Here is a 20705-nt window from a genome sequence, read left to right on the forward strand (position 1 = left end):
GGGGACAAGGTGCCGGTCGATGACGGCAGGGGTGGCGACGGCAGGCTCGCTCATGCACTATCCTCTCTCTTGTGGGCTCGCGCCGCCGTCCTGCATCGGTGCAGTCATCCGGCACGATCCCGATGCGGAGGGGATTTTGGTCGCTGGAAGGGAAATCGAGCCTGCCGGGCGGTAGGTCGATCGCGGCGGACGCTACGCTTGCATCGCGGCGAAACAGGCCCGCAATTCTGCGACGAACAGCGCCGGCTGCTCGAAGGCCGCGAAATGGCCGCCGGCATCCAGCTCGTTCCAGTGAATAAGGCGCGGGTAGCTGCGCTCGGCCCAGCGCCGCGACGGCCGGAAAATCTCCTGCGCGAAGATGCTGACGCCCACCGGCAGGTCCAGCCGGCAAGGCTGAAACGCATTGGCGCTTTCCCAATAGAGCCGCCCGGACGACGCGCCGCTGTTGGTGAGCCAGTAGAGGCTGATCACATCCAGCATTTCGTCGCGCGTCAGGGCCTCTTCCGGTAGGCCCCGATTGTCGGTCCATGCCTGGAACTTCTCGTAGATCCAGGCGGCTTGCGCCGCGGGCGAGTCCGCCAGCCCATAGCCGATCGTCTGCGGCCGGGTGCCTTGCAGCTTGGCGTAGCCGGAATCATGCTCCTGATAATATTGCATCCGCTCGACCGTTTTGGCCTCGGCGGGGGTAAGGTCGGCAAAATCGCTCTCCTCCGGAAAGACGAGCGGCATGTTGAGATGGACGCCGATACATTCGGGCGGCGCCGCCATGGCGATGGCGGTCGTGACCGCCGCGCCCCAATCGCCGCCCTGCGCGGCGAAGCGGTCATAACTCAGGCGCCGCATGAGCTGGATCCAGCTTCGCGCGATCGTCTCGACGCCCCAGCCCGTGGCCGTCGGCTTGCCCGAAAAGCCATAGCCCGGCAGCGACGGGACGACGACATGAAAGGCCGGCGCGTCGGGCGCGCCATGGGCGGCCGGATCGGTCAGGGGGCCGATCACCTTCATAAATTCCAGCACCGATCCCGGCCAGCCATGGGTCAGGATCAGCGGCAGCGCATCCGGGCGGGGGCTGCGTACATGGATGAAATGGATGGACAGGCCATCGATCGCGGTGGTGAACTGGGGCAGGGCATTAAGCGTCGCCTCACACCGCCGCCAGTCATAGCCGTCCGCCCAATAGGCGCACAGATCGCGCATCACCGCGAGCGGGACGCCCTGGCTCCAGTCACCGACCGTCTGCGGCTCGGGCCAGCGCGTGCGGCGCAACCGGAGGCGCAGGTCGTCCAGTGCTTCCTGCGGAATATCGGCGCGAAAGGCCGTGATGGCGTCGGTCATCCGATCATCTCGTCATCAAAATTGCACGCCGAGCGCGGCGACCGTGCCCAGATCCTCGCCCGCGACGAAAATGCGCTCGACGATGTGCATGCCCTTCTGGCCCCATTCGTCCATGTTCGCGATCCACGCCTGCATCGCATAGGGCGGCCAGCGGCGATAATGTTCCCATAGCGTGTCGTCGTCCGGGACGCCGAGCGCCCCCGTTTCGATCAGGCAGTTCCGATAATGGCGCAGCAATTCGCGGTCATGCGCGCGCCGCTCCTCGATCGTGAGCGCGCCCAGCACGAAATAGGTGAAATCGCGGATCGGCCGACCCTTGCGGACCAGTTGCCAGTCGAGCCACACCCGCTCGCCATCGGGGCGGACATAGCTGTTGCCCTGGTGGCTGTCGCCATGGACAAGGCACCACGGCCCCTGTTCCTTGGTCTGCGCGAAATCGATCAGGGCGTTATAGACGCCATGCAGGCGCGAGAGATCGTCCTTGATCCAGCCCGGCAGGAAGGCCTGATAGTCCGGCTTGGCATGGTTCTGCTCGGCAAAGCCGTACATCATGGTCAACTGCTGCGTGTCCACCGGCGTCGCCATGGAGACGGGAAGCCAGTCGGCCGCGTGAAGGACCGGGCTGTCCCAGAAGGCGCCATGGATGCGGGCAAGGCTGGCGACCGCACGGGCCGCTTCCTCCACGCCCATATGGTCGGTGCTGATGCCGAAATGGCCGCCCTCGACGGAGAGATCCTCCATCACGACCAGTCCCTGACCGCTGTCGGGGCGCGGATCCCACGCCTCGAAATAGGAGCGCGGCGCCGGGAAGGCGACGTGGCGGCGGAAATCCTCGTAGAAGCGCGCTTCGAGGCGACAGATGCCCTGGCTGTCGAACTGCGCCCAATTGGCCTTGAGGCAGACATTGTCGGGGATGCCCGCCGCCTTACCGACATCGTTGAGGGTCAGCTTTACCTGATATTTGGTGGTGTGGCTGTTGCGGAGGAACACCTGCTCCATCCCCTCGACCACGATGCCGGGATAGCGCGGTTGCATGATCTGCGTCAGCCACTGCGCCGTCACATTGTCCAGATGCGCGGGGATGCCGACCGGATTGGGTATGTTCGACATCGCTTATTTGATCTTCTTGAGTTCGCGCAGCGCCCGGTTGGCGGCGATCCGTCCGGCAATGCCGGATACGCCCCCGCCCGGATGCGCGCCCGCGCCGCCGATCAGGAAGCCGGGGAAGGGCGGCTTGGGACCGCCGAAACCGGTGGCCGGGCGATGGACGCCCGACCGCAGGGCACCGAAATCGATATGGGTCACGCAGCCGTTGGTCACGTTGAGCCGCTTCTCGCGTTCCCGCGCGGTTTCGACGAAGCGGCCGACTTCCGTGTCCAGGCCGTCGTAAAATTCGCCCAGATGACTGATTACAGATGTCATGGTCCGGTCCTTGAGCGCGGGCGACCAGCCCTCCCGCGCGTCCACGGCGACGCCAGGCAGATAGACATAGGCGAGCGAGCCGCCCGGAGGCGCCTGCGTCGGGTCGGAATTGGACAAGGGGCTGAGCGACATGGCGTGCCGGTCGGGAATATCGCCGCGCCGCGCCATGGCGAAGGACTCGCGCACTTCCTCCGGCGTGCCGATCAGCCCGACCGCCTTGTTGAGATCGGCGTCGTCATGCCGCAAATCCTGATGCTTCTTCAGGCTGAGCGGCCCCGACATGGCGATGTTCGCGAGGAAGGGCGCCGCGTTCGAGCGGTTCGCCGGGGCATGTTCGATCCGCTGGGTCAGCGCTCGCGGCACGCCGCCGGGCGTCGTGAGGCGCATGGCCGTGCGGGGATCGCAGGTTGCGATGACCATCTTCGCTTGGATGACCCGCCCGTCCTCCAGCCGTACGCCCTTCGCCGCGCCGTCATCGACGATGATCTCCGCCACCGGCGCATTGAGTTCGATCGTCGCGCCCGCGTCCTCGATGCTGCGGGCGAGCGCGTCGGAGAAGGATTGCAGGCTGCCGATCGGCTTTCCGGTGCCATATTTATGGGTGACGGCAAAGATCATGTAGGCGGCGGCATTGCCGTCGTCATCGACCGGGCCGGCCCCCGCCGCGATGCCCAGCAACAGGGCGATCGTCGCCGGATGCTCGAACCGCTCGCAGGCGATCTGGTCGGCCGTTGCCTTCGACATGGCGATCAGTTCGTCCTTCAGCCGGACGTTGCGGACCGCGCTGCCGATCATCTTCGACAGGTTCTTGACGTCCGGCCGCCCGGGCTCCGCCATCATCAGCGGAAAGCCGATGTCCATCATGACGTTCAGCGTCTTCATGAACTCCAGATAGGCCTTGCCGTCATTGCGGTTGATGCGGGCAATATCCTCCGCCGTGCGGTGATAGTCGTAGAAGAGCGCGATCGAGCTGCCATCGGGATGGAGATAGGCATAGGTCGGATCGGGATCGACGGTGCGAAGGCCATATTTGGGCAGGTCGAAATCCTCGATGATGCCGGATTTGCGGGCGAACAGAAGTTCGACCGCGCAGGGCGTCACCAGATGGTCGGGGGCTTCGGGGATCATATAGCCCGAGCTGGTCATGCCCCCGACCTTGGCCAGACGCTCGACCACGACGACCTTCTTGCCGGCCTTGGCCAGATATCCGGCGGCAGCCATGCCATTATGTCCTGCGCCGATGACGACGACGTCGACCTGATCCGTCATTTCCTCTTCCCCTTTTTGTGCCCGGTCAGCCGTTCGCGGCGGCGGTATAGGCCTTGCCCCATTCGGCCAGCGCGACCAGGCGGGTCTTTCGATCGGCCTGGATCTGCGGGATTTTCTCCTCGTCCGGGCCATCGGGAACGATCACCAACGGTTCCTTGCCTAGGCTGGCTAGGGCGAGCGCGCAGACATCGGCTGGATCATAGGCCATGGAATAGTCCATCCCCAGTCCTTCGGTGGCGCGGCGCAGGGTCGGCGTATCCATGATCGGGGCGGCGACGCCGACGATATCGACATTCTGCCCGTCCAGTTCGGCCCAGAGCGATTCGACGAAATTGAGTTCGAACGCCTTGGTCGCGGAATACATGACCAGCCAGGGCTGCCCGCCAAGGCCTGCGCCAGACGACATGACGATAACGCCACCCTTGCCGCGCTTGAGGAAGCGATTGCCAAAGCCATGCACCGCTTCCAGCACATTGGCCGCATTCATGGTGAGCAGTCGGAGCGATCGATCGACGGGTTCGCCGAAGAAACTATTGCCCGCGCCGTCCGCGCCGGCATTGGAAATATAAAGGCCGATGTCGAGATCGGCGGTCGCCTCGACCAGCCGGCTTCCAGCGCCCTGTTCGGTGAGGTCGGCGGTGATGGCCCGATATTCGATGCCATGTTCGGTTGCCAGCCGCTGGCCGAGCGCATCGAGCGCCTCCTGCCGGCGCGAGACCAGCACCAGATGGATGCCTATGGCGGCGAGCTGTTCCGCATAGCAGGCGCCGGTTCCTTCGGATGCGCCGGCGATGATGGCCCAGGGGCCATATTTGTCGACGAAAGCGGCGCGGTCGAAGGGCGGAAGGTCGATTTTACGCATCGGTGCAAGTCCTCTCTTGGAGCCGGCCTTATCGGCGCTGTCGGCGATTGCGCGGACCCTAGAAGAGGAGCGTTCGCCGACAGCCTATCGGGAGGCAGGGCGTGTCGAAACGATAATGCAGCGATCCGCAGGAAGGTGGGGCGGGCAGGCGCGCCCGGATCATGCTTGTGATACAATGACAATAACGTCATTATATGTGGAAATAGCGAGGAGGGATGATTCGGATGCGATCTGAAACGGTAGAAAAGCACCCGGCGCACAAGCAGCCCGTGGCCTTCGTTGCCGATCCCATAGGTGTCGCGTCGTCGTTGCGGCCCTTGCTGGAGCACCATGCCGCGGCCTGCGAGCGGGAGCGACGGATCGTTCCCCCGGTGATGGAGGCGCTTCGCTCGTCCGGCCTGTTCCATATTACGGCGCCCGAACGGGCCGGTGGGCCGGGACACAGGCTGACCACCCATATCGAGACCGTCGCCGAACTGGCCAAGGGCTGCGTCGGCACTGCCTGGGCCTATGGTCTGCTGTCCGGGATTACCGGAACGGCGTGCGCGTTGCCGCCGGCCATGACAGAGCGGCTGTTCCAGACCGGCGAGGAACTATTTTGCAGCGCCTCCGCGCCTTCTGGCAAAGCCGTTGCGGTGTCGGGCGGCTATCGCGTGTCGGGGCGCTGGGGCTATGGATCGGGGTGCCTGCATGCCGATTGGGCGCTGAACGGCGTCATGGTCGATACGGATCGGGGTGTTGAACCCGCTTTGGCATTTCTGGATCTGCGCGACCCGGCCTGCTCGATCGAAGATAATTGGCATGTCGCGGGCATGGCCGGTTCCGGCAGCAACATGATCGTCGCGCAGGATCTGTTCGTGCCGGACGAACTCATCCTCTGGACGTCGCGCACGCCGCCTGCCGAGGCGATCCTAGCGATGGAGGGGCTGGAGCCGCGCGATCGCTGGCCGATGGAGCCGCTTTTTCCGCTGGGCGTGCTCGCGCCGATGCTGGGTGCGGCGACGGCGCTGCTCGAAGGCGTGGTGCAGGCGATGCCCAGGCGGCAGGTGGTGGGCTGGACCTATGCCGGGCAGAGCGGTTCGGAAGCGTTGGTCGGCATGACTGGCCGCGCGGCGATGGAGATCGATTCGGCCTGGCTGCATGTGCGCCGGGCTGCCGGGATGCTGGACGAAACCGCGCAACGCCGCGTACTCACAGGCTTCGACAAGGCGCAAATCCAGGCCGATTGCGGCTATGCCATGGAATTGCTGCGCGCGGCGGGCAACCGGTTGATGGATGTTGCCGGACCGGGCGCCTTCGCCCTTTCCAGCCCGTTGCAGCGGATCTGGCGCGACCTGAGCGTCGGCACCCGCCACAATGCGCTGAACGGGCAACTTTCCATCGAACTATATGGCCGGGCGATCACCGGCCTGCCGTCCAATATCGCCCTGCTGCCCGACATCACGCCAGCACCGATCTGGGCGGAACCGAAATGACAGGAGAAGGACATATCATGACACAACCGACCACGCAGGAAATCGCGACATTCCTGAAGACCCAGGCCGACATGTTCAGCGAGGGCCGTATCGACGATTTCATGGCGGCGTTCCGCGCGATCGCGCCGGGCGGATTCAAGGTGCAGGATCCGGCCACCGGCCCGGTTCAGGAAGGCTGGGACAAGCTGGAGGCCCTGTGCGCGCAATATGTCGGGTGGAAGCTGTTCGTCGAGGATGTGAAGGTGAGCGGCAACGAAGCGGTCATCTATGTCCGCAACGAAGGCGAATATGACGGGCATCCTGTCTGCGTGCACAGCATCGAACAGTATATATTCGGCGAGGATGGCAGTTTGCTTGCGCGCTATTTTCACCCGATGCAATAGGGAGGCGATGCCCGACGCCGCGCCTGCTCCCCCCGTTGTCGATCCGCGCACGGCTGCGGCGGCGATCAGGCGCGCCCGGATGCGCGATCGGCTGCTCGACGCCGTGCTCGACCTCTATCAGCCGGGGCAGGGCAGCGGCAGTCTGGTGATCGATGATGTGATCCGCGCGGCGGATGTATCGCGCGGCAGCTTCTACAAATATTTCGACTCCCTCGACGCTGCGGTGAATGAACTGGGCGAACGGATGACGGCGGACCTGATCGCCGATTTCCGCAGGCTGTTCGACGATGTGGCGGACCCGCTGGTCCGGGCGGTCGGCGGCGCGGCGATGGCGATGGCGCGGGCCTGGCATGATCCGCGCTGGGGCGGCTTTACCTGCCGTGTCGACTATGTCGATTATTTCGCGCGGGCGAGCATGTTCGACCTGCTGGTTCGTGATGCGCTGGATGCCGCGAAGGATGGCGGCCAGATGCAGTTCCGGTCGATCGACGTGGCGGTGGATCTGATCGTCGGCATGACGATCGAGGCGCGGCGGCGCCTGATGCTCCGGTCGGTGGAACCACGCGACTATATTGACGAGATGATCGAGCGTACCTTCGCCGGTCTGGGAGCGGACCCGGCCGCCATCGCAGCGGCGCGCGTGCAGGCATGGGATATGATGACGCGGGCCGCACCCGGCCTTGGCTGGTGGCGGAGCGGGGAGGGGCTCGGCTGACCGGCCGACGCGGATTGCAATCGCGTTGGCTCCAGGAGTCGCCGCCGCCTTAGAGTCGGGTCCAGCAGGGTGTCCCGGCCTTGTCCAGCGGACCGCAGTTGGCAATGCGTGTCGCGCCGTTGGACGCGATCAGGACCAGCCAGTCGCCGCTATCCTCGCAGCGCAGCGCCCAGGCCGCGTTAGGGCCGATATCCCCCCTGAACAGGGACTTGGACGTGCGCGTGCATGTCTGCCCCGCATCATGCATGAGCTTGGCGAAGGCGGCGCTGCGGCCACTCGCATTCTGGGTTTCGATGGCGTTGCTGTAGATGTTGCGGCTGCTGCCTTGCCGCGTGATTTCGGCATAGGCGATCCTGCCGAGCAATAGGACCGCGATAATCGATGTGGGTATCAAGGTCCACAGCATCGCGCGGCGAGCATTGCCGCCAGCATGGCCGCAAGCGCGGCACCACCCGCCATAACCGTCCTGCGGCGTTTTACATTTCGGGCATTTCATGCAGCCGCTTTACAGCGGTTCGCTGGCCCGACACCCTATCCTTGGAGAGGAATGGATCGTTCCGGTCTGCTGCATTCTATAGAATATGGAATCGCAGGATATATCCTCCACGGCCTATTGGGGATCGGCCCTTGACCGGCTTGAGTCACCCGAAATCTTGCAGTCCCCGGCGACGCGGCGCCAGGCCGTGGCGGCGGTGTTGCGATCGAGGATCGTGGCGGGTGTCATTCCGCCTGGCGCGCTGCTGCGGGAAACGGCGCTGGCGCAGGATCTGAATGTCAGCGCGACGCCGGTCAGGGAAGCGCTGGGCACACTGGCCTCCGAAGGGCTGGTCGAAGTCGAAACTCATAGGTTGAAGCGGGCGACGCCGATCGACCCCGACGTGACCCGTGACCTGATCCGCGTGCAGGCCGAACTGTGGCGGCTGGGCTATGGCTGGGGCATGCCCCGCATCGGCGCAGCGGAGATCAGGGCGCTGGAGCGGGCGATCGCACGCTATCGGGCGGCACTGGAGAGCGACGAATATATGGCCGCGATCATGGCTGGCCTCGATTTCCACACGATCTTCATCAAGGCGTCGGCGAGCCGTGAATTGTTGCGGTCGACGCTGGACCGGCGCGGGCTGATCGCCCGCTTCATTTTCCTGCATGGCATCACGACCCTCCGCGAAAGCGGCCTCCACCAGCATGAGGCGATATTGCAGGCCTTCCTGGCGGGCGATCAGGCCGGCGTGCTGGCCTGCCTCGACCGGATGGCGGCGCGCCTGATTGCCCTGTGCGATGGCGAGACCATGGCGGGCGGCGCTTTGAACCAACACCAAAAGGACTGACAATGGATTTCGAACTGCCCGAAGAATATCGCTCTTTCCGCGATATGGTCCGCCGCTGGATGGACAGCGAAGTGCCCAAGGATTGGTCGCGCGCGCTCGAAAAGGACGAGCATCACTATCCCTTCGCGCTGTGGGACAAGTTCACGCAAGCGGGCTTCCACGGCGTCGGCATAGCGGAGGAATATGACGGGCAGGGCGGCGACGTCGTCATGCAGATGCTGCTGGCGCGGGAACTGGCCCGGTCGCTGGGCGGGCTGGCGTGGATTTGGGGCATCACCAGCTTTGCCGGGTCCAAGTCGATCGGCCTTTACGGGTCGGCCGAACAGAAGGCGAAATATCTGCCGCTGATCGCGACCGGCCAGTTGAAGGCCGCGATCGCCTTTACCGAGCCGGGCGGCGGCACGGACCTGCTCGGCGCGATGGCCACCACCGCCGACCGGGTCGATGGCGGGTGGAGGCTCAATGGCGAGAAGATCTGGTCTTCCTCCGCGCATGTCGCCGATTATCTGCTGGTGATCGCGCGCAGCGACAGGGGCGTCGAGAAGAAGCATCAGGGCCTGACCCTCTTCTGGGTGCCGACGAAGACCCCGGGCGTGACGATCACCCCGCTGGCCAAGCTCGGCATGCGGTCGATGGGTAGTTGCTCGGTTCATTTCGAGGATGCGTTCATCGCGGACGAGCATGTTCTGGGTGAGCCCCACAAGGCCTGGTACATGCTGCTGCCCACGCTCAATAACGAGCGCATCATGGTTGGCGCCTTCTGCCTGGGCGTCATCGACGGCGTGCTGGAAGACGCGCTCGACTATATGCAGCAGCGCAAGGCCTTTGGCGGGATCATCGGTCGCTTCCAGAGCCTGCAGCATTATGTCGCCGACATTGCGACCATGCAGAAGACGACCGAACTGATGCTGCATTATTGCGCGGACAAGCAGAGCCGGGGCGAGACTGTCGGCGTCGAGGCCAATATGCTCAAGCTGATGGCGTCCGAAAACGCCAATGCGGCGGCGGACATGGGCATCCAGATATTGGGCGGTATGGGCTATTCGGCGGAAACCGACATGCAACGCTACTGGCGCGACAGCCGCCTGTGGCGGATTGGTCCCATCACCAACGAAATGGTGCGCAACGGGATCGCGGAGAGCCTGGGCCTGCCGCGATCCTTCTGAAGGACAGGTGCCTGGCGTGCGGGCGGCGTCCACTGTCCGTCCGAAATCGCAGGCAAAGACGACAAGGAGAGCAAGTGCGATGATGTTTCCCGCGCAGCCGATTCCCGATCATGTGCCGCCCGAACTGGTGAGCCGGGACTTCCCTTTCATCTTCGGCATGACGACGGCGGTGGACCCGTTCGACGACCTGGCGATGCAGGTGCATGAGGGGCCTGATATCATCTATGCCGCCCACGCCTATCCGGGGGGCACGCCCGCCTGGGTGCCGCGTCGCATGGCGCATCTGCGCGAAATCTATCTCGACACCGATCATTTCTCCTCGACCGACTTTTCGCCCTTCTCCAAGCTGGTGGGCGGGAACTGGATCAACTCGCCAGCGGAACTCGATCCGCCTGCCCACGGGCCCTTTCGCCAGATGGTCAATCCGGCCTTCACGCCCAAGGCGATGGCGGCGCTAGAGGACAAGATCCGGCACTATGCGGTGGAATATATCGACGCCTTCGCCCCGCGCGGCCAGTGCGAGTTCATGGGCGATTTCGCCTTCGAATTTCCGATCAAGGTATTCATGGAACTGATGGGCCTGCCGCATGACCGGATGAGCGAGTTCATGGCGTGGGAAATGAACCTGCTCCACAATCACGATCTGTCCAAGATTGCCGAGGCGACACGCAGCGTGCTCGCCTATCTGGGTGGCGAGATCGAGGACAGGCGGGCCAACCCGCGCGATGACCTCATCAGTTTCGGCGTGCAGGGGCGGATCGGTGACAGGGCGCTGACCGACGACGAACTGCTGGGCTTCATGTTCAACCTGTTCATTGGTGGGCTGGACACGGTTTCGACCAATATGGGCCTGCACTTCCGCCATCTGGGCAGCCATGCGGAGGATCAGGCCTATCTGCGCGCCAATCCGTCGGAAATCCCCCACGCCATAGACGAGCTGATGCGGGCCTATGGCGCGGTGACGACCTTCAGAACCTGCAAGAAGGAGACGGACGTGGCCGGCATACGCTTCATGCCCGGCGACAAGGTGGCGATGTCGACCACGCTCGCCGGTCGCGATCCGGCCGAGTTCGATGCGCCTGCCGAGGTTCGGCTGAACCGGCGGCCACGGCATGTCGGTTTCGGTTTCGGCATCCATACCTGCGTCGGCATGCATCTGGCGCGCCGCGAGTTGCGGATCGCGATGGAGGAATTTCTCGCGCGCATTCCCGACTTCCGCATCGCGCCCGGCCATCAGGTGGAATGCCATCTGGGCATGATCCAGCCGGTCGCCCTGCCGCTGGTCTGGACGCCTGCAAGCTGAACGGCGGGAGGCGTTCGCCTTGTGGCGGACGCCTCGCCCTGCATCAGACGTCGAGGCAGGCCTCTTCGAAATCGAGCCGGGGGTTGCGGGGAAAGAGACCCGCCGGATCGCCATAGCCGATATTGCACAGGAAATTGCTCTTCCACCGGCCGTCCGGGAAAAATTCCGCATCGGTGCCGGCCTGGTCGAAGCCCGACATCGGGCCGCAATCCAGGCCCAGCGTCCGCGCCGCCATGATGAGATAAGCTCCCTGGAGCGTCGAGGAACGCGCCACCGTGTCCGCGATCAGCGCGTCCTTGCCTTCGAACGTGCTGCGCATGTCGCGCGACGGGAACAGCTTGCCATAAAATTCGTAGAAGCGCGTGTCGCCCGCGATGATTACGGTGCAGGGGGTCTGCATAACCTTGTCTACATTGCCTGCGCTCAGATGCGGCTTGAGGCGCGCCTTGGCGGCGGCGGAGCGGACGAAGACGAAGCGGCCCGGATTACTGTTTGCCGTCGTTGGCCCCCATTTGGCGATGTCGTAGAGGCTCCGGACAGTCTCGTCTGTAACCGGACGATCGCTCCATTGATTATGGGTGCGGGCGTTGCGGAAGAGCAGGCTCAGCATGGCATCTTCGGTCAGGGCGGGGGCTTCGGGCATGATCGCAGCCTTATGTTCTGTGGGATTGGGGCATATCCCGATCATTCCAGCCTGCGGCCTCGCGTGCAAGGATCGCATCGGCCTCTTCGCCCAGCTTCGTCATGTCGGAATCGACCCATATGCGATGTTTGCCTGTGGCATAGGCGCGCCCATTGTCCCGATACAGCAGCGCATCGACGATGTTCGCGCGCAGCTTGTCGATGGGGCGGACGACCCGGCCAGGCGTGCCCATGACGAGCGAATGCGGCGGGATGACACTGTCTGGCGGCAGGAAACTGTGTCCGGCGACGATCGAGCCGCGCCCTATGACGCAGCGTTCCATGATGGTCGCGCCGACGCCGATCCGGCAGGCAGGTTCGATGATGCAGCCATGGACCACCGCGCGATGGCCGATGGTGCAATAGTCGCCGATGATCGTGGGATCATCCCAGCCGATATGGACCATCGCATGGTCCTGCACGCTGGCGCAGCGCCCGATCGAGACATAGGCCCGTTCGGAACGGACGACGGCATAGGGCCACAGGCTGCAATCGTCGCCCAGCCGCACATCGCCGAACAGGCGGGCGGTGGAATCGATATAGGCGGGAGTTCCCATCGGATCAGCGGGTGATGACGATCTTGCCATGGGGACTGCCGGCCTGCGCCGCCCAGGCATCGGCGGCATCGGCAAAGGCATAGCGGCGCGTGTCGACGGTCAGGCCCTGTGTCATCGCCATGGCGATCAGCCGGTCATAGGCGGCGCGGCGCTCGCTGGCCGGCCGTTGTCCGGTGCCAACGCCGATATGGCTGCGGAAGACGAGGTCGCGCAGGGACAGCGCGACCGTCGGCCCGGCCTGCACGCCGATGCTCATCATGCGCGCGCCGGGGCGGGTGGCGCGCATCGCCGCTTGCGCGGGCGGGCCATAGATGATGTCGAGTACGACATCATAGCCGCCTTCCGAGAGCGCTTGCAGCGCGACGTCGTCATCGCCTTCGCCCAACAGGGCGATCGCATCGGCATGACCGGCGGCCTGCATCGCCTCCAGCCGTTCGCGGCTGCGCGCCGCGGCCACGATGCGACCCGCGCCCAGCAGCCGGGCGACCTGCGCGCCGATCTGCCCAACCGGACCGGTCGCGCCAAGAATGAGGACGGATTCGCCCTTGGCGATCCGCGCTTCCTCCAGCGGGATCAGCGCGCCCGTGCCGGAGATTGCGAGGGCGATAATCTGGTCATCGGGAAGCCCGTCCGGTGCGGGCCAGATCTCCTCTTCGGCCACAAGTGTGCGTTCCGCGATCGCGCCGAAGGGCGGCCTGCTATGGCCGAAATAGACGCGGCTTCCATCGTCCAGCCGTCCGACACCCTCGCCACCCGGCACATAAGTCGCATCGACGGGACCGAAGAAGCCCTTCGCGCGCATGAGGTCGGTCGGGCCGATACCGGCGGCGGCAACGTCGATGACGCGATAGCCGGGCTGCGCGGTTGGCTCGGGATGATCGGCCAGCGCGAAGCCACCATCGCTGTCGATCAGGGCGGCCCGCATGGCGTTCCCCTATGGTCGTGATGGATGCGGTCGGGCCGCTGAGGAAGGAGGGTTGCCCGTTCTTTCGAGCGGGCAACCCTCCTTTCGATAGCTTATCGATCTCAATAGGCGCCCGGAGGCGAGATCGGATCGGCGGCGGTCAGGTTGCGGCCATAGATTTCATAACCGATGGTCGGGATATTCTGGATGTGCCGCATCGCCATCGAAACGTCGCGCCAGTAGCGGTTGATCGGCTTGTCCAGCGCAAAGCCAGAGGAGCCGGCCTGGAACATCAGCGATTCGCTGGCGCCATGGATCAGTTCGATCATCTGCGCGCCGCCCGCCCGCTGCTTCGCCTTTTCCGCAAGGGTGAATTCCTCGCCCAGGCCGACGCGGTCCAGCTTGGCGGTCAGGTCGAACAGGATCAGCTTGGCGGTATCGATCATCGCCGCCGCTTCGCCCAGATCGCGCATATAGGCGCCAGACTTGGTGCGCGGGCCGATGATGGTCGTCAGCACCGGCTTCTTGGGGGATTCGGCGGTGACGATCTCCAGCATGGCCTCGACCGCGCCGATCAACTGGGCGATGCCGGTGGTGCGGACGACCGGGACGGCGGGCAGCAGGTCGGAGGGGGCGCCGAAATGGCGCTTGGTCCGGTCGATCTGACCGGCGCGCTCATCCATCAGCACCATCTGGGCTTCGGGAATGAAGACATCCTTGGCGATCGCCGTGTCGGAGCCGGTGCCCTGCATGCCGGACACGAACCAGGTGTCCTGAATGGTCATGCTGTCCATCGGCAGATAGCACATGCTGATGCCGGGGACGACGGGGCCGTCATAGCCCTCCAGCACCACACCCTGCTGCGCCCAGTTCGACTGCCGCGACCCGGACATATAGGGCCAAGTGCCGTTGATGATCCAGCCGCCGTCGACCTTGCGGGCCTTGCCGGGCGGGTTGTAGGCGCCACAGACCGGCTGCGGTCCGTCGCCGAACACAGCCTCCTGCACGCCGTCGGGCGCCAGGCTGGTGATCCAGCTCGTGCCGTTGATGATCTGGATGACCCAGCTGATCGCCGGGTCGCCTTTGGCGATCTCCATCTGCACCCGGCAGAAATCCGTGGGGGACAGGCCCATGCCGCCCAGCCGCTGCGGCAGCAGCATGCGCAGGAATCCCTCTTCCTTCAGCATCTTGTCGACCGCAGGCGTGGGACTGCGCCGCTTTTCACCCTCGGGCGCTTCGCCCTGCAGGAAAGCGCGAAAGCTGCGCGCCTTTTCCACCATCGCGTCGGCGACGGCCTTTTCGGCGAAGCCGCACTCGATCTCATTATCCATCTTGGGGGCAGTAGCCATTAGTTCATCCTTTCTTATGGTCGCTATGGTGTCCGGCGATCTGCAGCGCCCAGTCGCACAATCGATCGGGCGCGCTGTTCCAGATGGCCAGCCAGTCCGGTGTGGCGGGAATGATGAGCGTGCTCAGTTGCAGGCGAACCATCGTGTCGCAGAAGGCGTCCCTGTTGATCCGGTTGTCGATGAGCTTTTCGAAATGATCGAACACCGGTTCAAGCGCGCGCTGGACGGCGGCCTTGTGGCGACCGAAATGGCTGCGCAGGAAATTGAGATGGAAGGCCGGCTCGACCTCGAAAATGCCTTCGGGCGAGCGTTCGATTGTGAACCGGCCATAGAAGCGCATCACCGCGCGAAAACGCTCGATCGGGTCGGCAATGCCTTCGCCCGACTCCATGATGCCCTTTTCGAAGCTGCTGCAGATATATTCGCTGAAGGCGGCGAGCACTTCTTCCTTGGAGGCGAAATAGCGATAGAGCGTGCCGCGCGAAACGCCGCTGCTTTCGCTGATGTCGCTCATCGACAGGCGCCGCGCGCCGATGGAGTTGATCGCGCGCAACGTGCCGTCCATGATCTTCTGGACGCTGCCGGATTGATCCGTCGCGACGATTTCACTCCAGTCGGTGTGCGGCATCAATTTCATGTCTGGGCTTCCATCTCGGCGAGGTTGTGCGGAACGCTCACATAACCGGGCAGATGCTGACCGCCATCCACATTGATCAGCTCGCCATTGACGAAGCGCGACATTTCCGAAGCCAGGAACAGGACAACCGGGCCGATGTCCTTCTCCGGGTCGCCCGCACGCTTGAGCGGATTGCTGGCGGTCGCCATTTCGAGAAAGCCGGGGACGTTTTCGGCGAGGTCCGAGAACACCTGTCCCATGCCGGTCGGCGCGATGGCGTTGGTGCGGATGTTGAAGCGTCCCCATTCGACCGCGGCGGTCCGGGTCAGCCCCAGGATCGCGCCCTTGTTCATATTATAGTCGGCATGGAGCCAGGCACCGGTCTGGGCGTCGATCGAATAGAAGTTGATGATCGAACCGCCGCCGCGCGCCTTCATATGGGGGAAGGCGGCGCGCATGGCCCACCAGCTGCCCCAGGTGCCGATCTCCAGCGTCCGCTGCAGCATCTCGTCCGTCTTCTGCTCCAGCAGCACGTTGGGCGAAAGCTGCGACGCATTGTTGACCAATATATCCAGCCCGCCAAATTCGCTGACGGCGCGCTCGATCATCGCCTCCACTTCGGTCTTGACGCCCATATCGGCGGACATGCCGATGGCGCGGACGCCGAAGCTCTGCGTGATCTCCGCTGCGACCGCTTCAGCGGCGGCGCCATCGCGGCCGGTGATCAGGAGATGCGCCCCCGCCTGTGCTAGGCAGCGGGAAATCCCGTAGCCTAGCCCCTTCGCGCCGCCCGTGACGATTGCGACCTTGTCCTTGACCAATCCCGTCACGCTACCGCTCCTGTCATCTGCTCGCTCAGGGCACGGTCCATGTCCATGCGGTCCTGGCAATAGTCTTTCGTGAAAACATAGCCGCGGATCGCCCCGTCCGCGTCGTGATAATGATATTTCAGCCCGCGCTCGTCATTGGCGAATTCCTGCCATTGCCCGTCCACGCCGACAGGCGCGGGCAGCAGGACGACGGGATAAGCGGTGGTTTTGACCTGGACCGACAGCGGCGGAAAGCGGATGTCCGTCGGCGTGCCCAGCGCGCTGGGCGCGATGGCGCGAGCGGCCGCCATGATCGGGGTGACATAGGCCGCCAGTCCCTGCGGATATTCGGCGCAATCGCCGATCGCATAGATGGCGGGGTCGCTGGTGCGGCCGGTTTGATCGACCTTGATGCCGCGCGCGACCTCCAACCCGGCCTCCTGCGCAAGCGCGATATGCGGACGCAGTCCGACGGCGGACAGGACCGCCGCTGCCTCGATCACCAAGCCGTCGTCCAGTTCGGCCCGGATGCCGCTTTCGCCCTTATGGATGGCGAGCACCTTGCGGCCGAGATGCCATTCCACGCCCTTTTCGGCCAGCGCGTCGCGGATCATCTGGCCCACGCCCGGCGGCACGAGCTGTGCGAGGGGGTGTCCAAGCATATCGACGACCACCGGCTGATAGCCGCTTGCCGAAAGATCGTTGGCGAATTCGGTGCCAACAAGCCCCCCGCCCATCACCAGCACGCGGGCGCCGTCCGGCAATTTTTCGCGAAACTCGCGATAGTTGTCAAGGTTGTTGACCGCGAGCGCACGATGGGCGGCATCGCCATCGATCGGCGGACGCACCGGATCGGCGCCCAGCGCCAGCACCAGCCGATCGTAGAAGATCGGCCCGCCAGTGGTGAGAACGGCCTTGTCCTCCCGATCAATCGCTTCGACGATGCGGCCGGCGCGCAGGTCGAGCTTTAGTTGCGCGACCATCTTTTCCGCCGGCGTGGTGATCAGCGTATCGGCAACCTTGCCCTTGGCGAGGGCGGTGGACAAAGCGGGCTTGGAATAGAAATGGCCGTCATCCTGCGTGACCAGCGTCAGCCGGGCGTCCGGCGCAAGCTTGCGCAGCTCACGCAGGACGCCATAGCCGGCGAGGCCGCTGCCGACGACCACGATATGCGGGGTTCCCGTCACCAGAAAAGGTCCGGTCAGAGGAAGATGGCGAAGTTGGACATGCCCAGCGTCGACTGGTCGACGATGATCTCCCGGCGCGCCAGCTTGTACGCGCCGTCGACCAGCCGCCAGATGTCGCGGCGTTCGGCGCTGATGGTTTCATTCTCCGGATTGTCCATGCGGCTGCGCTCGACATAGAGATAGCTCACCACCTCATATTCGCCGACCGTCTCGCTTTCGGCGACGCGGACGTTGGTGACGAAGCGGCGCGTGCGCGAGGGCGGATCCTCGGCCCAGGCGCTCTTCGCCAGGCGGCCGGTGCGCATCAGGATGGAACCGTAATTCTCGTCGAAATGCTTCATCGTGCGCACCACGTCCCGGTCCTTGTTCGGACCGTTGCGGGTGAGGCGCAGGGGGGCGGTGTAGCTCAGATCCTGTTCCAGATAGGCCACCCAGTCGTCGAACCGGCGCTCGTCGAGTGCGGCGGCTTCCTCATAAAGGGCTTCGAGCAGGCGGTTATAGACTTCCGAGCCGAGCGGCACGCGCTTGGTGGAGACAAGACCGCGCATGACGCTGGTCTTGTCGATGGCGGCGGTCGCGTAGTTCACCATGATATCTGTCCTCTCTCGTCGCGTCGGCTCAGGCGTCGGCCATCATGTTGTAATAGGCCATCCACCATGCCCATTGCGTGTCGTCCTTGGTGAAGCCGGGATAGAGATCGCCGCCGCCGACCCAGCCTTCGGGACGCTCATGGCCGTGCAGCGCCTGATATTTGAGCGTGATCGTCTTGCTCATATGGCCGCGCGAATTGCGCATGATCTGCGGCCAGGTGTCGGCATCGTCCTGCTCGATCGTGCCCGACGTGCCGGTCGACCAGATGGCGTTCTGGAGCATGTCGCGCTTCACGTCTTCCGGCGCGTCCTTTTCCGCGAAGATGAAGTTCACGAACTCCACCTTGTCCGGCCCCTTGGGCACATAGGTGTGCAGCGACAGGGCGCCCGACGCGCCGCCATCCATGCGGGGCGCGAAGATGAAGGCGACGAGGATGTTGGGGAACATGCCGCCGACCTGGGGCGGAATGTTCGCCAACTGCTTGACCTGGTCTGCCGACAGATTCCTGAACAGTTGCGGGATCAATTCCTTGGTGATGCCCGGCGGCGGCAGCAGATGGAGCCGCTCTTCGGTCGACTTGCCTTCGAAGCTGACGTCGGCGAACATCTTGAAGGTCTGGGCCGCCTCCAGGCAACGCAGCGTATGGCCCTGCGGCACCGAAAGATCGACACCATACATGCCCGGCGCGGTGTCGTAGATCGACTCGGCCGTGCCGCCCATGATGCCGCCTTCCATCAGCGAACGGTGCAAAGTCAGGGTATGGAAGCCGTCCGACCCGGACTGTTCGCCGGGAATCTTCCAGTTGCACGGCAGCACGAAACGCTGGGGCGGGCCAAGCATCTCGAGGCCATTGTCGGTGCGACAGAAAAGCTGGTCGAGATAGAATTTCGCGTCGCCCAGATAATCCTCGAACGACAGATCCTTGTTCCAGGTGGCGAAGATCAGGCCGCCATAGAGGTGGACGCGGGCTTTTTTGAGCCCCAACTCGTCCTTGGACCGCTTGTTGCCGTGCATCTGCTCCTTTTCGATCGGCGCGCCGATGAAGCTGCCATCCGCGCGGAAGGCCCAGCCATGGTAGATGCAGCGATGGGCGTGGGCATTCCCCGCTTCGGCCGTGCAGACCTTCATGCCGCGATGGGGGCAGACGTTCAGCATGACGTGGATTTCGCCGCTGCGGTCGCGCGAGACGATCACATTGTCTTCGGCCATGTCGCGCATGACATAGTCGCCGGCCTTGGGAATTTCCGACTCATGGCCAAGGAGCAGCCAGGTGCGGGCGAACACCCGCTCCATCTCCAGCTCGTACAGCTCCTTGTCATTCATCACCCTCAGCGACACCTCGTTCATGTCGCGATTGATGAGATCGTCAAGCGTCGTTCCGTCGCTCAGCGTCAGCCCGGCATTGTGCAGCATGTTGCTCTCCTGATCGATTTCCTTGATTGAGTCGTGTTATACATATTGAACTAAATCTGTTCAAGATGTAATGTGTGATCAAAGAGGAAGGAGAGGCCGGATGAGCCAGAAACTGAAAGTGATGATCGATAAGGCGGCATGCTGCGGCTATGGCGTGTGCGCCGAAATTTGCCCTGAAGTGTACAAGCTTGACGCCAATGGCATCGTGTATGTTGACGGCGAAATCGTTCCCGAAGGACTGGAGGAGCAGGCCCGGGAAGGCGCCGAAGCCTGTCCGCAGTCCGCCCTTGCCGTCGAAGCCGCCTGAGTCGACCCGACCATGCGCGAGGTCCGGGCGCGGCTGTCCTGTCACAGGATAGGTTTTCGACGCCCATGCCCTGCGGCACGGTCTTTTGACAGGCAAAGGAGAGGACCGCTTTGATGGGGCAGGCTGAGATTTTATACATGCCGTTCACGATGGGCTCGCTACGCCTGCGCAACCGGTTCGTGATGGCGCCGATGACGCGCAATTTCTCGCCGGGCGGCATCCCATCGGACGGCGTGGCAGGCTATTATCGACGACGGGCCGAAGCTGATGTGGGCCTGATCATCACCGAAGGGGTGGGCGTGGACCATCCCGCCGCCGTGGGGCGTGAAACCATGGGGGGCGGCGCTTCACCCGTCCTGCATGGTGACGAAGCGCTGGCGCGCTGGCGCGACATCGTGGCCGGCGTGCATGCGGCGGGCGGCCTCATCATCCCGCAGCTATGGCACCAGGGCGTCATTCGTGTGCCCGGTACGGGCTATCATCCCGATGCCCCCTCGGCCCGCCCCTCGGGCATATGGGGCCCGACCGACAAGGCGATGGTCTCGCCCGACTATCTGGAACAGGTGCGCACGCCCACCGCGCCGCTGACCGACAGCGAGATCGGCGACCTGATCGCCGCCTTCGCCCGCAGCGCGGCCAATGCGAAGGCGGTCGGCTTTGACGGCTTGGCCCTGCATGGCGCGCATGGCTATCTGATCGACAGTTTCCTGTGGCGCCATACCAATGTGCGAGACGATCGCTGGGGCGGCGGGATTGCCGAGCGGGCGCGCTTCGCGGTCGAACTGGTGCGCGCGATCCGGGCAGCGACCGCGCCCGACTTTCCGGTCATCTTCCGCTTCTCCCAGTGGAAGCTGCAAGATTATGAGGCGCGCAATGCGGAGACGCCCGCCGAATTGGAAGCGATGCTCGCCCCGCTCGTCGAGGCGGGGGTGGATATATTCGATGCCAGCACCCGCATTTTTACGGCGCCGGCCTTCGAGGGGGCCGACATGGGGCTGGCGGGTTGGGTCAGGAAGCTGACGGGCAAGCCGACCAT

Annotated in this window: 22 protein-coding genes; 8 read left to right on the forward strand and 14 right to left on the reverse strand. The window is 64.2% G+C overall.

Features of this window, described 5'->3' with window-relative positions:
- Nucleotides 1–192: 192 nt before the first annotated feature.
- From CG471_RS23420 to CG471_RS23435, 4 genes are read right to left on the reverse strand one after another with little or no spacing between them, the layout of a single operon-like run.
- Complete coding sequence (locus CG471_RS23420) at nt 193–1335, reverse strand: epoxide hydrolase family protein (protein WP_099233938.1); 1143 nt, start codon at nt 1333–1335, stop codon at nt 193–195.
- A 15-nt stretch (nt 1336–1350) separates the two neighbouring features.
- Nucleotides 1351–2445, reverse strand: a complete 1095-nt coding sequence (locus CG471_RS23425) for a phosphotransferase (protein ID WP_099233939.1) — start codon at nt 2443–2445, stop codon at nt 1351–1353.
- A gap of 3 nt (nt 2446–2448) precedes the next feature.
- The gene (locus CG471_RS23430) at nt 2449–4026 is read right to left on the reverse strand and encodes an NAD(P)/FAD-dependent oxidoreductase (protein WP_099233940.1); all 1578 of its coding nucleotides are present in this window, start codon (nt 4024–4026) and stop codon (nt 2449–2451) included.
- A 25-nt stretch (nt 4027–4051) separates the two neighbouring features.
- Nucleotides 4052–4888 carry an SDR family oxidoreductase gene (locus tag CG471_RS23435; protein WP_099233941.1) on the reverse strand — a complete coding sequence of 279 codons (837 nt, stop codon included), beginning with the start codon at nt 4886–4888 and terminating at the stop codon, nt 4052–4054.
- Between the two features lie 224 nt (nt 4889–5112).
- Here CG471_RS23435 and CG471_RS23440 point away from each other — a divergent pair, with 224 nt between their 5' ends.
- The 3 genes from CG471_RS23440 to CG471_RS23450 are packed head-to-tail and all read left to right on the forward strand — an operon-like array spanning nt 5113 to nt 7461.
- Nucleotides 5113–6363, forward strand: coding sequence for an acyl-CoA dehydrogenase family protein (locus CG471_RS23440; protein WP_257211666.1), 1251 nt, complete (start codon nt 5113–5115; stop codon nt 6361–6363).
- A gap of 17 nt (nt 6364–6380) precedes the next feature.
- Nucleotides 6381–6746 (forward strand): hypothetical protein, encoded by a 366-nt coding sequence (locus tag CG471_RS23445; RefSeq protein ID WP_099233943.1) that lies wholly within the window; start codon nt 6381–6383, stop codon nt 6744–6746.
- A gap of 7 nt (nt 6747–6753) precedes the next feature.
- Complete coding sequence (locus tag CG471_RS23450; protein ID WP_099233944.1) at nt 6754–7461, forward strand: TetR/AcrR family transcriptional regulator; 708 nt, start codon at nt 6754–6756, stop codon at nt 7459–7461.
- Nucleotides 7462–7510: 49 nt separating this feature from the next.
- Here CG471_RS23450 and CG471_RS23455 read toward each other — a convergent pair whose 3' ends face one another.
- Nucleotides 7511–7825 (reverse strand): hypothetical protein, encoded by a 315-nt coding sequence (locus tag CG471_RS23455; RefSeq protein ID WP_257211667.1) that lies wholly within the window; start codon nt 7823–7825, stop codon nt 7511–7513.
- A gap of 217 nt (nt 7826–8042) precedes the next feature.
- Here CG471_RS23455 and CG471_RS23460 point away from each other — a divergent pair, with 217 nt between their 5' ends.
- The 3 genes from CG471_RS23460 (at nt 8043) to CG471_RS23470 (ending at nt 11255) form a co-directional block, all read left to right on the forward strand.
- A complete protein-coding gene (locus CG471_RS23460; protein WP_099233946.1) occupies nt 8043–8786 on the forward strand; it encodes a GntR family transcriptional regulator in 744 nt (247 codons plus the stop codon).
- A gap of 2 nt (nt 8787–8788) precedes the next feature.
- Complete coding sequence (locus tag CG471_RS23465) at nt 8789–9952, forward strand: acyl-CoA dehydrogenase family protein (protein ID WP_099233947.1); 1164 nt, start codon at nt 8789–8791, stop codon at nt 9950–9952.
- 79 nt (nt 9953–10031) lie between these two features.
- A complete protein-coding gene (locus tag CG471_RS23470) occupies nt 10032–11255 on the forward strand; it encodes a cytochrome P450 (RefSeq protein WP_099233948.1) in 1224 nt (407 codons plus the stop codon).
- Nucleotides 11256–11298: 43 nt separating this feature from the next.
- Here the strand turns inward: CG471_RS23470 and CG471_RS23475 are convergent, their stop codons facing one another.
- From CG471_RS23475 to CG471_RS23515, 9 genes are all read right to left on the reverse strand, one after another.
- Nucleotides 11299–11898 carry a malonic semialdehyde reductase gene (locus CG471_RS23475; RefSeq protein WP_099233949.1) on the reverse strand — a complete coding sequence of 200 codons (600 nt, stop codon included), beginning with the start codon at nt 11896–11898 and terminating at the stop codon, nt 11299–11301.
- Nucleotides 11899–11908: 10 nt separating this feature from the next.
- Nucleotides 11909–12523 (reverse strand): gamma carbonic anhydrase family protein, encoded by a 615-nt coding sequence (locus CG471_RS23480; RefSeq protein ID WP_257211668.1) that lies wholly within the window; start codon nt 12521–12523, stop codon nt 11909–11911.
- Nucleotides 12498–13418: a zinc-binding alcohol dehydrogenase family protein gene (locus CG471_RS23485; RefSeq protein ID WP_099233951.1), complete on the reverse strand. Its 921-nt coding sequence runs from the start codon at nt 13416–13418 to the stop codon at nt 12498–12500. Before CG471_RS23485 ends, CG471_RS23480 begins: the two co-directional genes overlap by 26 nt.
- Nucleotides 13419–13519: 101 nt before the next feature.
- Complete coding sequence (locus tag CG471_RS23490) at nt 13520–14746, reverse strand: acyl-CoA dehydrogenase family protein (protein ID WP_257211669.1); 1227 nt, start codon at nt 14744–14746, stop codon at nt 13520–13522.
- 4 nt (nt 14747–14750) lie between these two features.
- A complete protein-coding gene (locus tag CG471_RS23495) occupies nt 14751–15383 on the reverse strand; it encodes a TetR/AcrR family transcriptional regulator (RefSeq protein WP_099233953.1) in 633 nt (210 codons plus the stop codon).
- Nucleotides 15380–16192: an SDR family NAD(P)-dependent oxidoreductase gene (locus CG471_RS23500; RefSeq protein ID WP_099233954.1), complete on the reverse strand. Its 813-nt coding sequence runs from the start codon at nt 16190–16192 to the stop codon at nt 15380–15382. Before CG471_RS23500 ends, CG471_RS23495 begins: the two co-directional genes overlap by 4 nt.
- Nucleotides 16189–17358 (reverse strand): NAD(P)/FAD-dependent oxidoreductase, encoded by a 1170-nt coding sequence (locus CG471_RS23505; RefSeq protein ID WP_099233955.1) that lies wholly within the window; start codon nt 17356–17358, stop codon nt 16189–16191. The genes CG471_RS23500 and CG471_RS23505 overlap by 4 nt, the downstream gene beginning before the upstream one ends.
- Before the next feature lie 14 nt (nt 17359–17372).
- Nucleotides 17373–17948: a 3-phenylpropionate/cinnamic acid dioxygenase subunit beta gene (locus tag CG471_RS23510; RefSeq protein ID WP_099233956.1), complete on the reverse strand. Its 576-nt coding sequence runs from the start codon at nt 17946–17948 to the stop codon at nt 17373–17375.
- Between the two features lie 28 nt (nt 17949–17976).
- Nucleotides 17977–19362, reverse strand: coding sequence for an aromatic ring-hydroxylating dioxygenase subunit alpha (locus CG471_RS23515; protein ID WP_099233957.1), 1386 nt, complete (start codon nt 19360–19362; stop codon nt 17977–17979).
- Nucleotides 19363–19462: 100 nt separating this feature from the next.
- Here CG471_RS23515 and CG471_RS23520 point away from each other — a divergent pair, with 100 nt between their 5' ends.
- Nucleotides 19463–19669: a ferredoxin gene (locus CG471_RS23520; protein WP_099233958.1), complete on the forward strand. Its 207-nt coding sequence runs from the start codon at nt 19463–19465 to the stop codon at nt 19667–19669.
- A 137-nt stretch (nt 19670–19806) separates the two neighbouring features.
- A partial coding sequence (locus tag CG471_RS23525; RefSeq protein ID WP_099233959.1) for a 12-oxophytodienoate reductase occupies nt 19807–20705 on the forward strand: 899 nt, incomplete at its 3' end.

The organism is Sphingobium sp. IP1 (genome assembly GCF_002708645.1).
Lineage (GTDB): Bacteria > Pseudomonadota > Alphaproteobacteria > Sphingomonadales > Sphingomonadaceae > Sphingobium > Sphingobium yanoikuyae.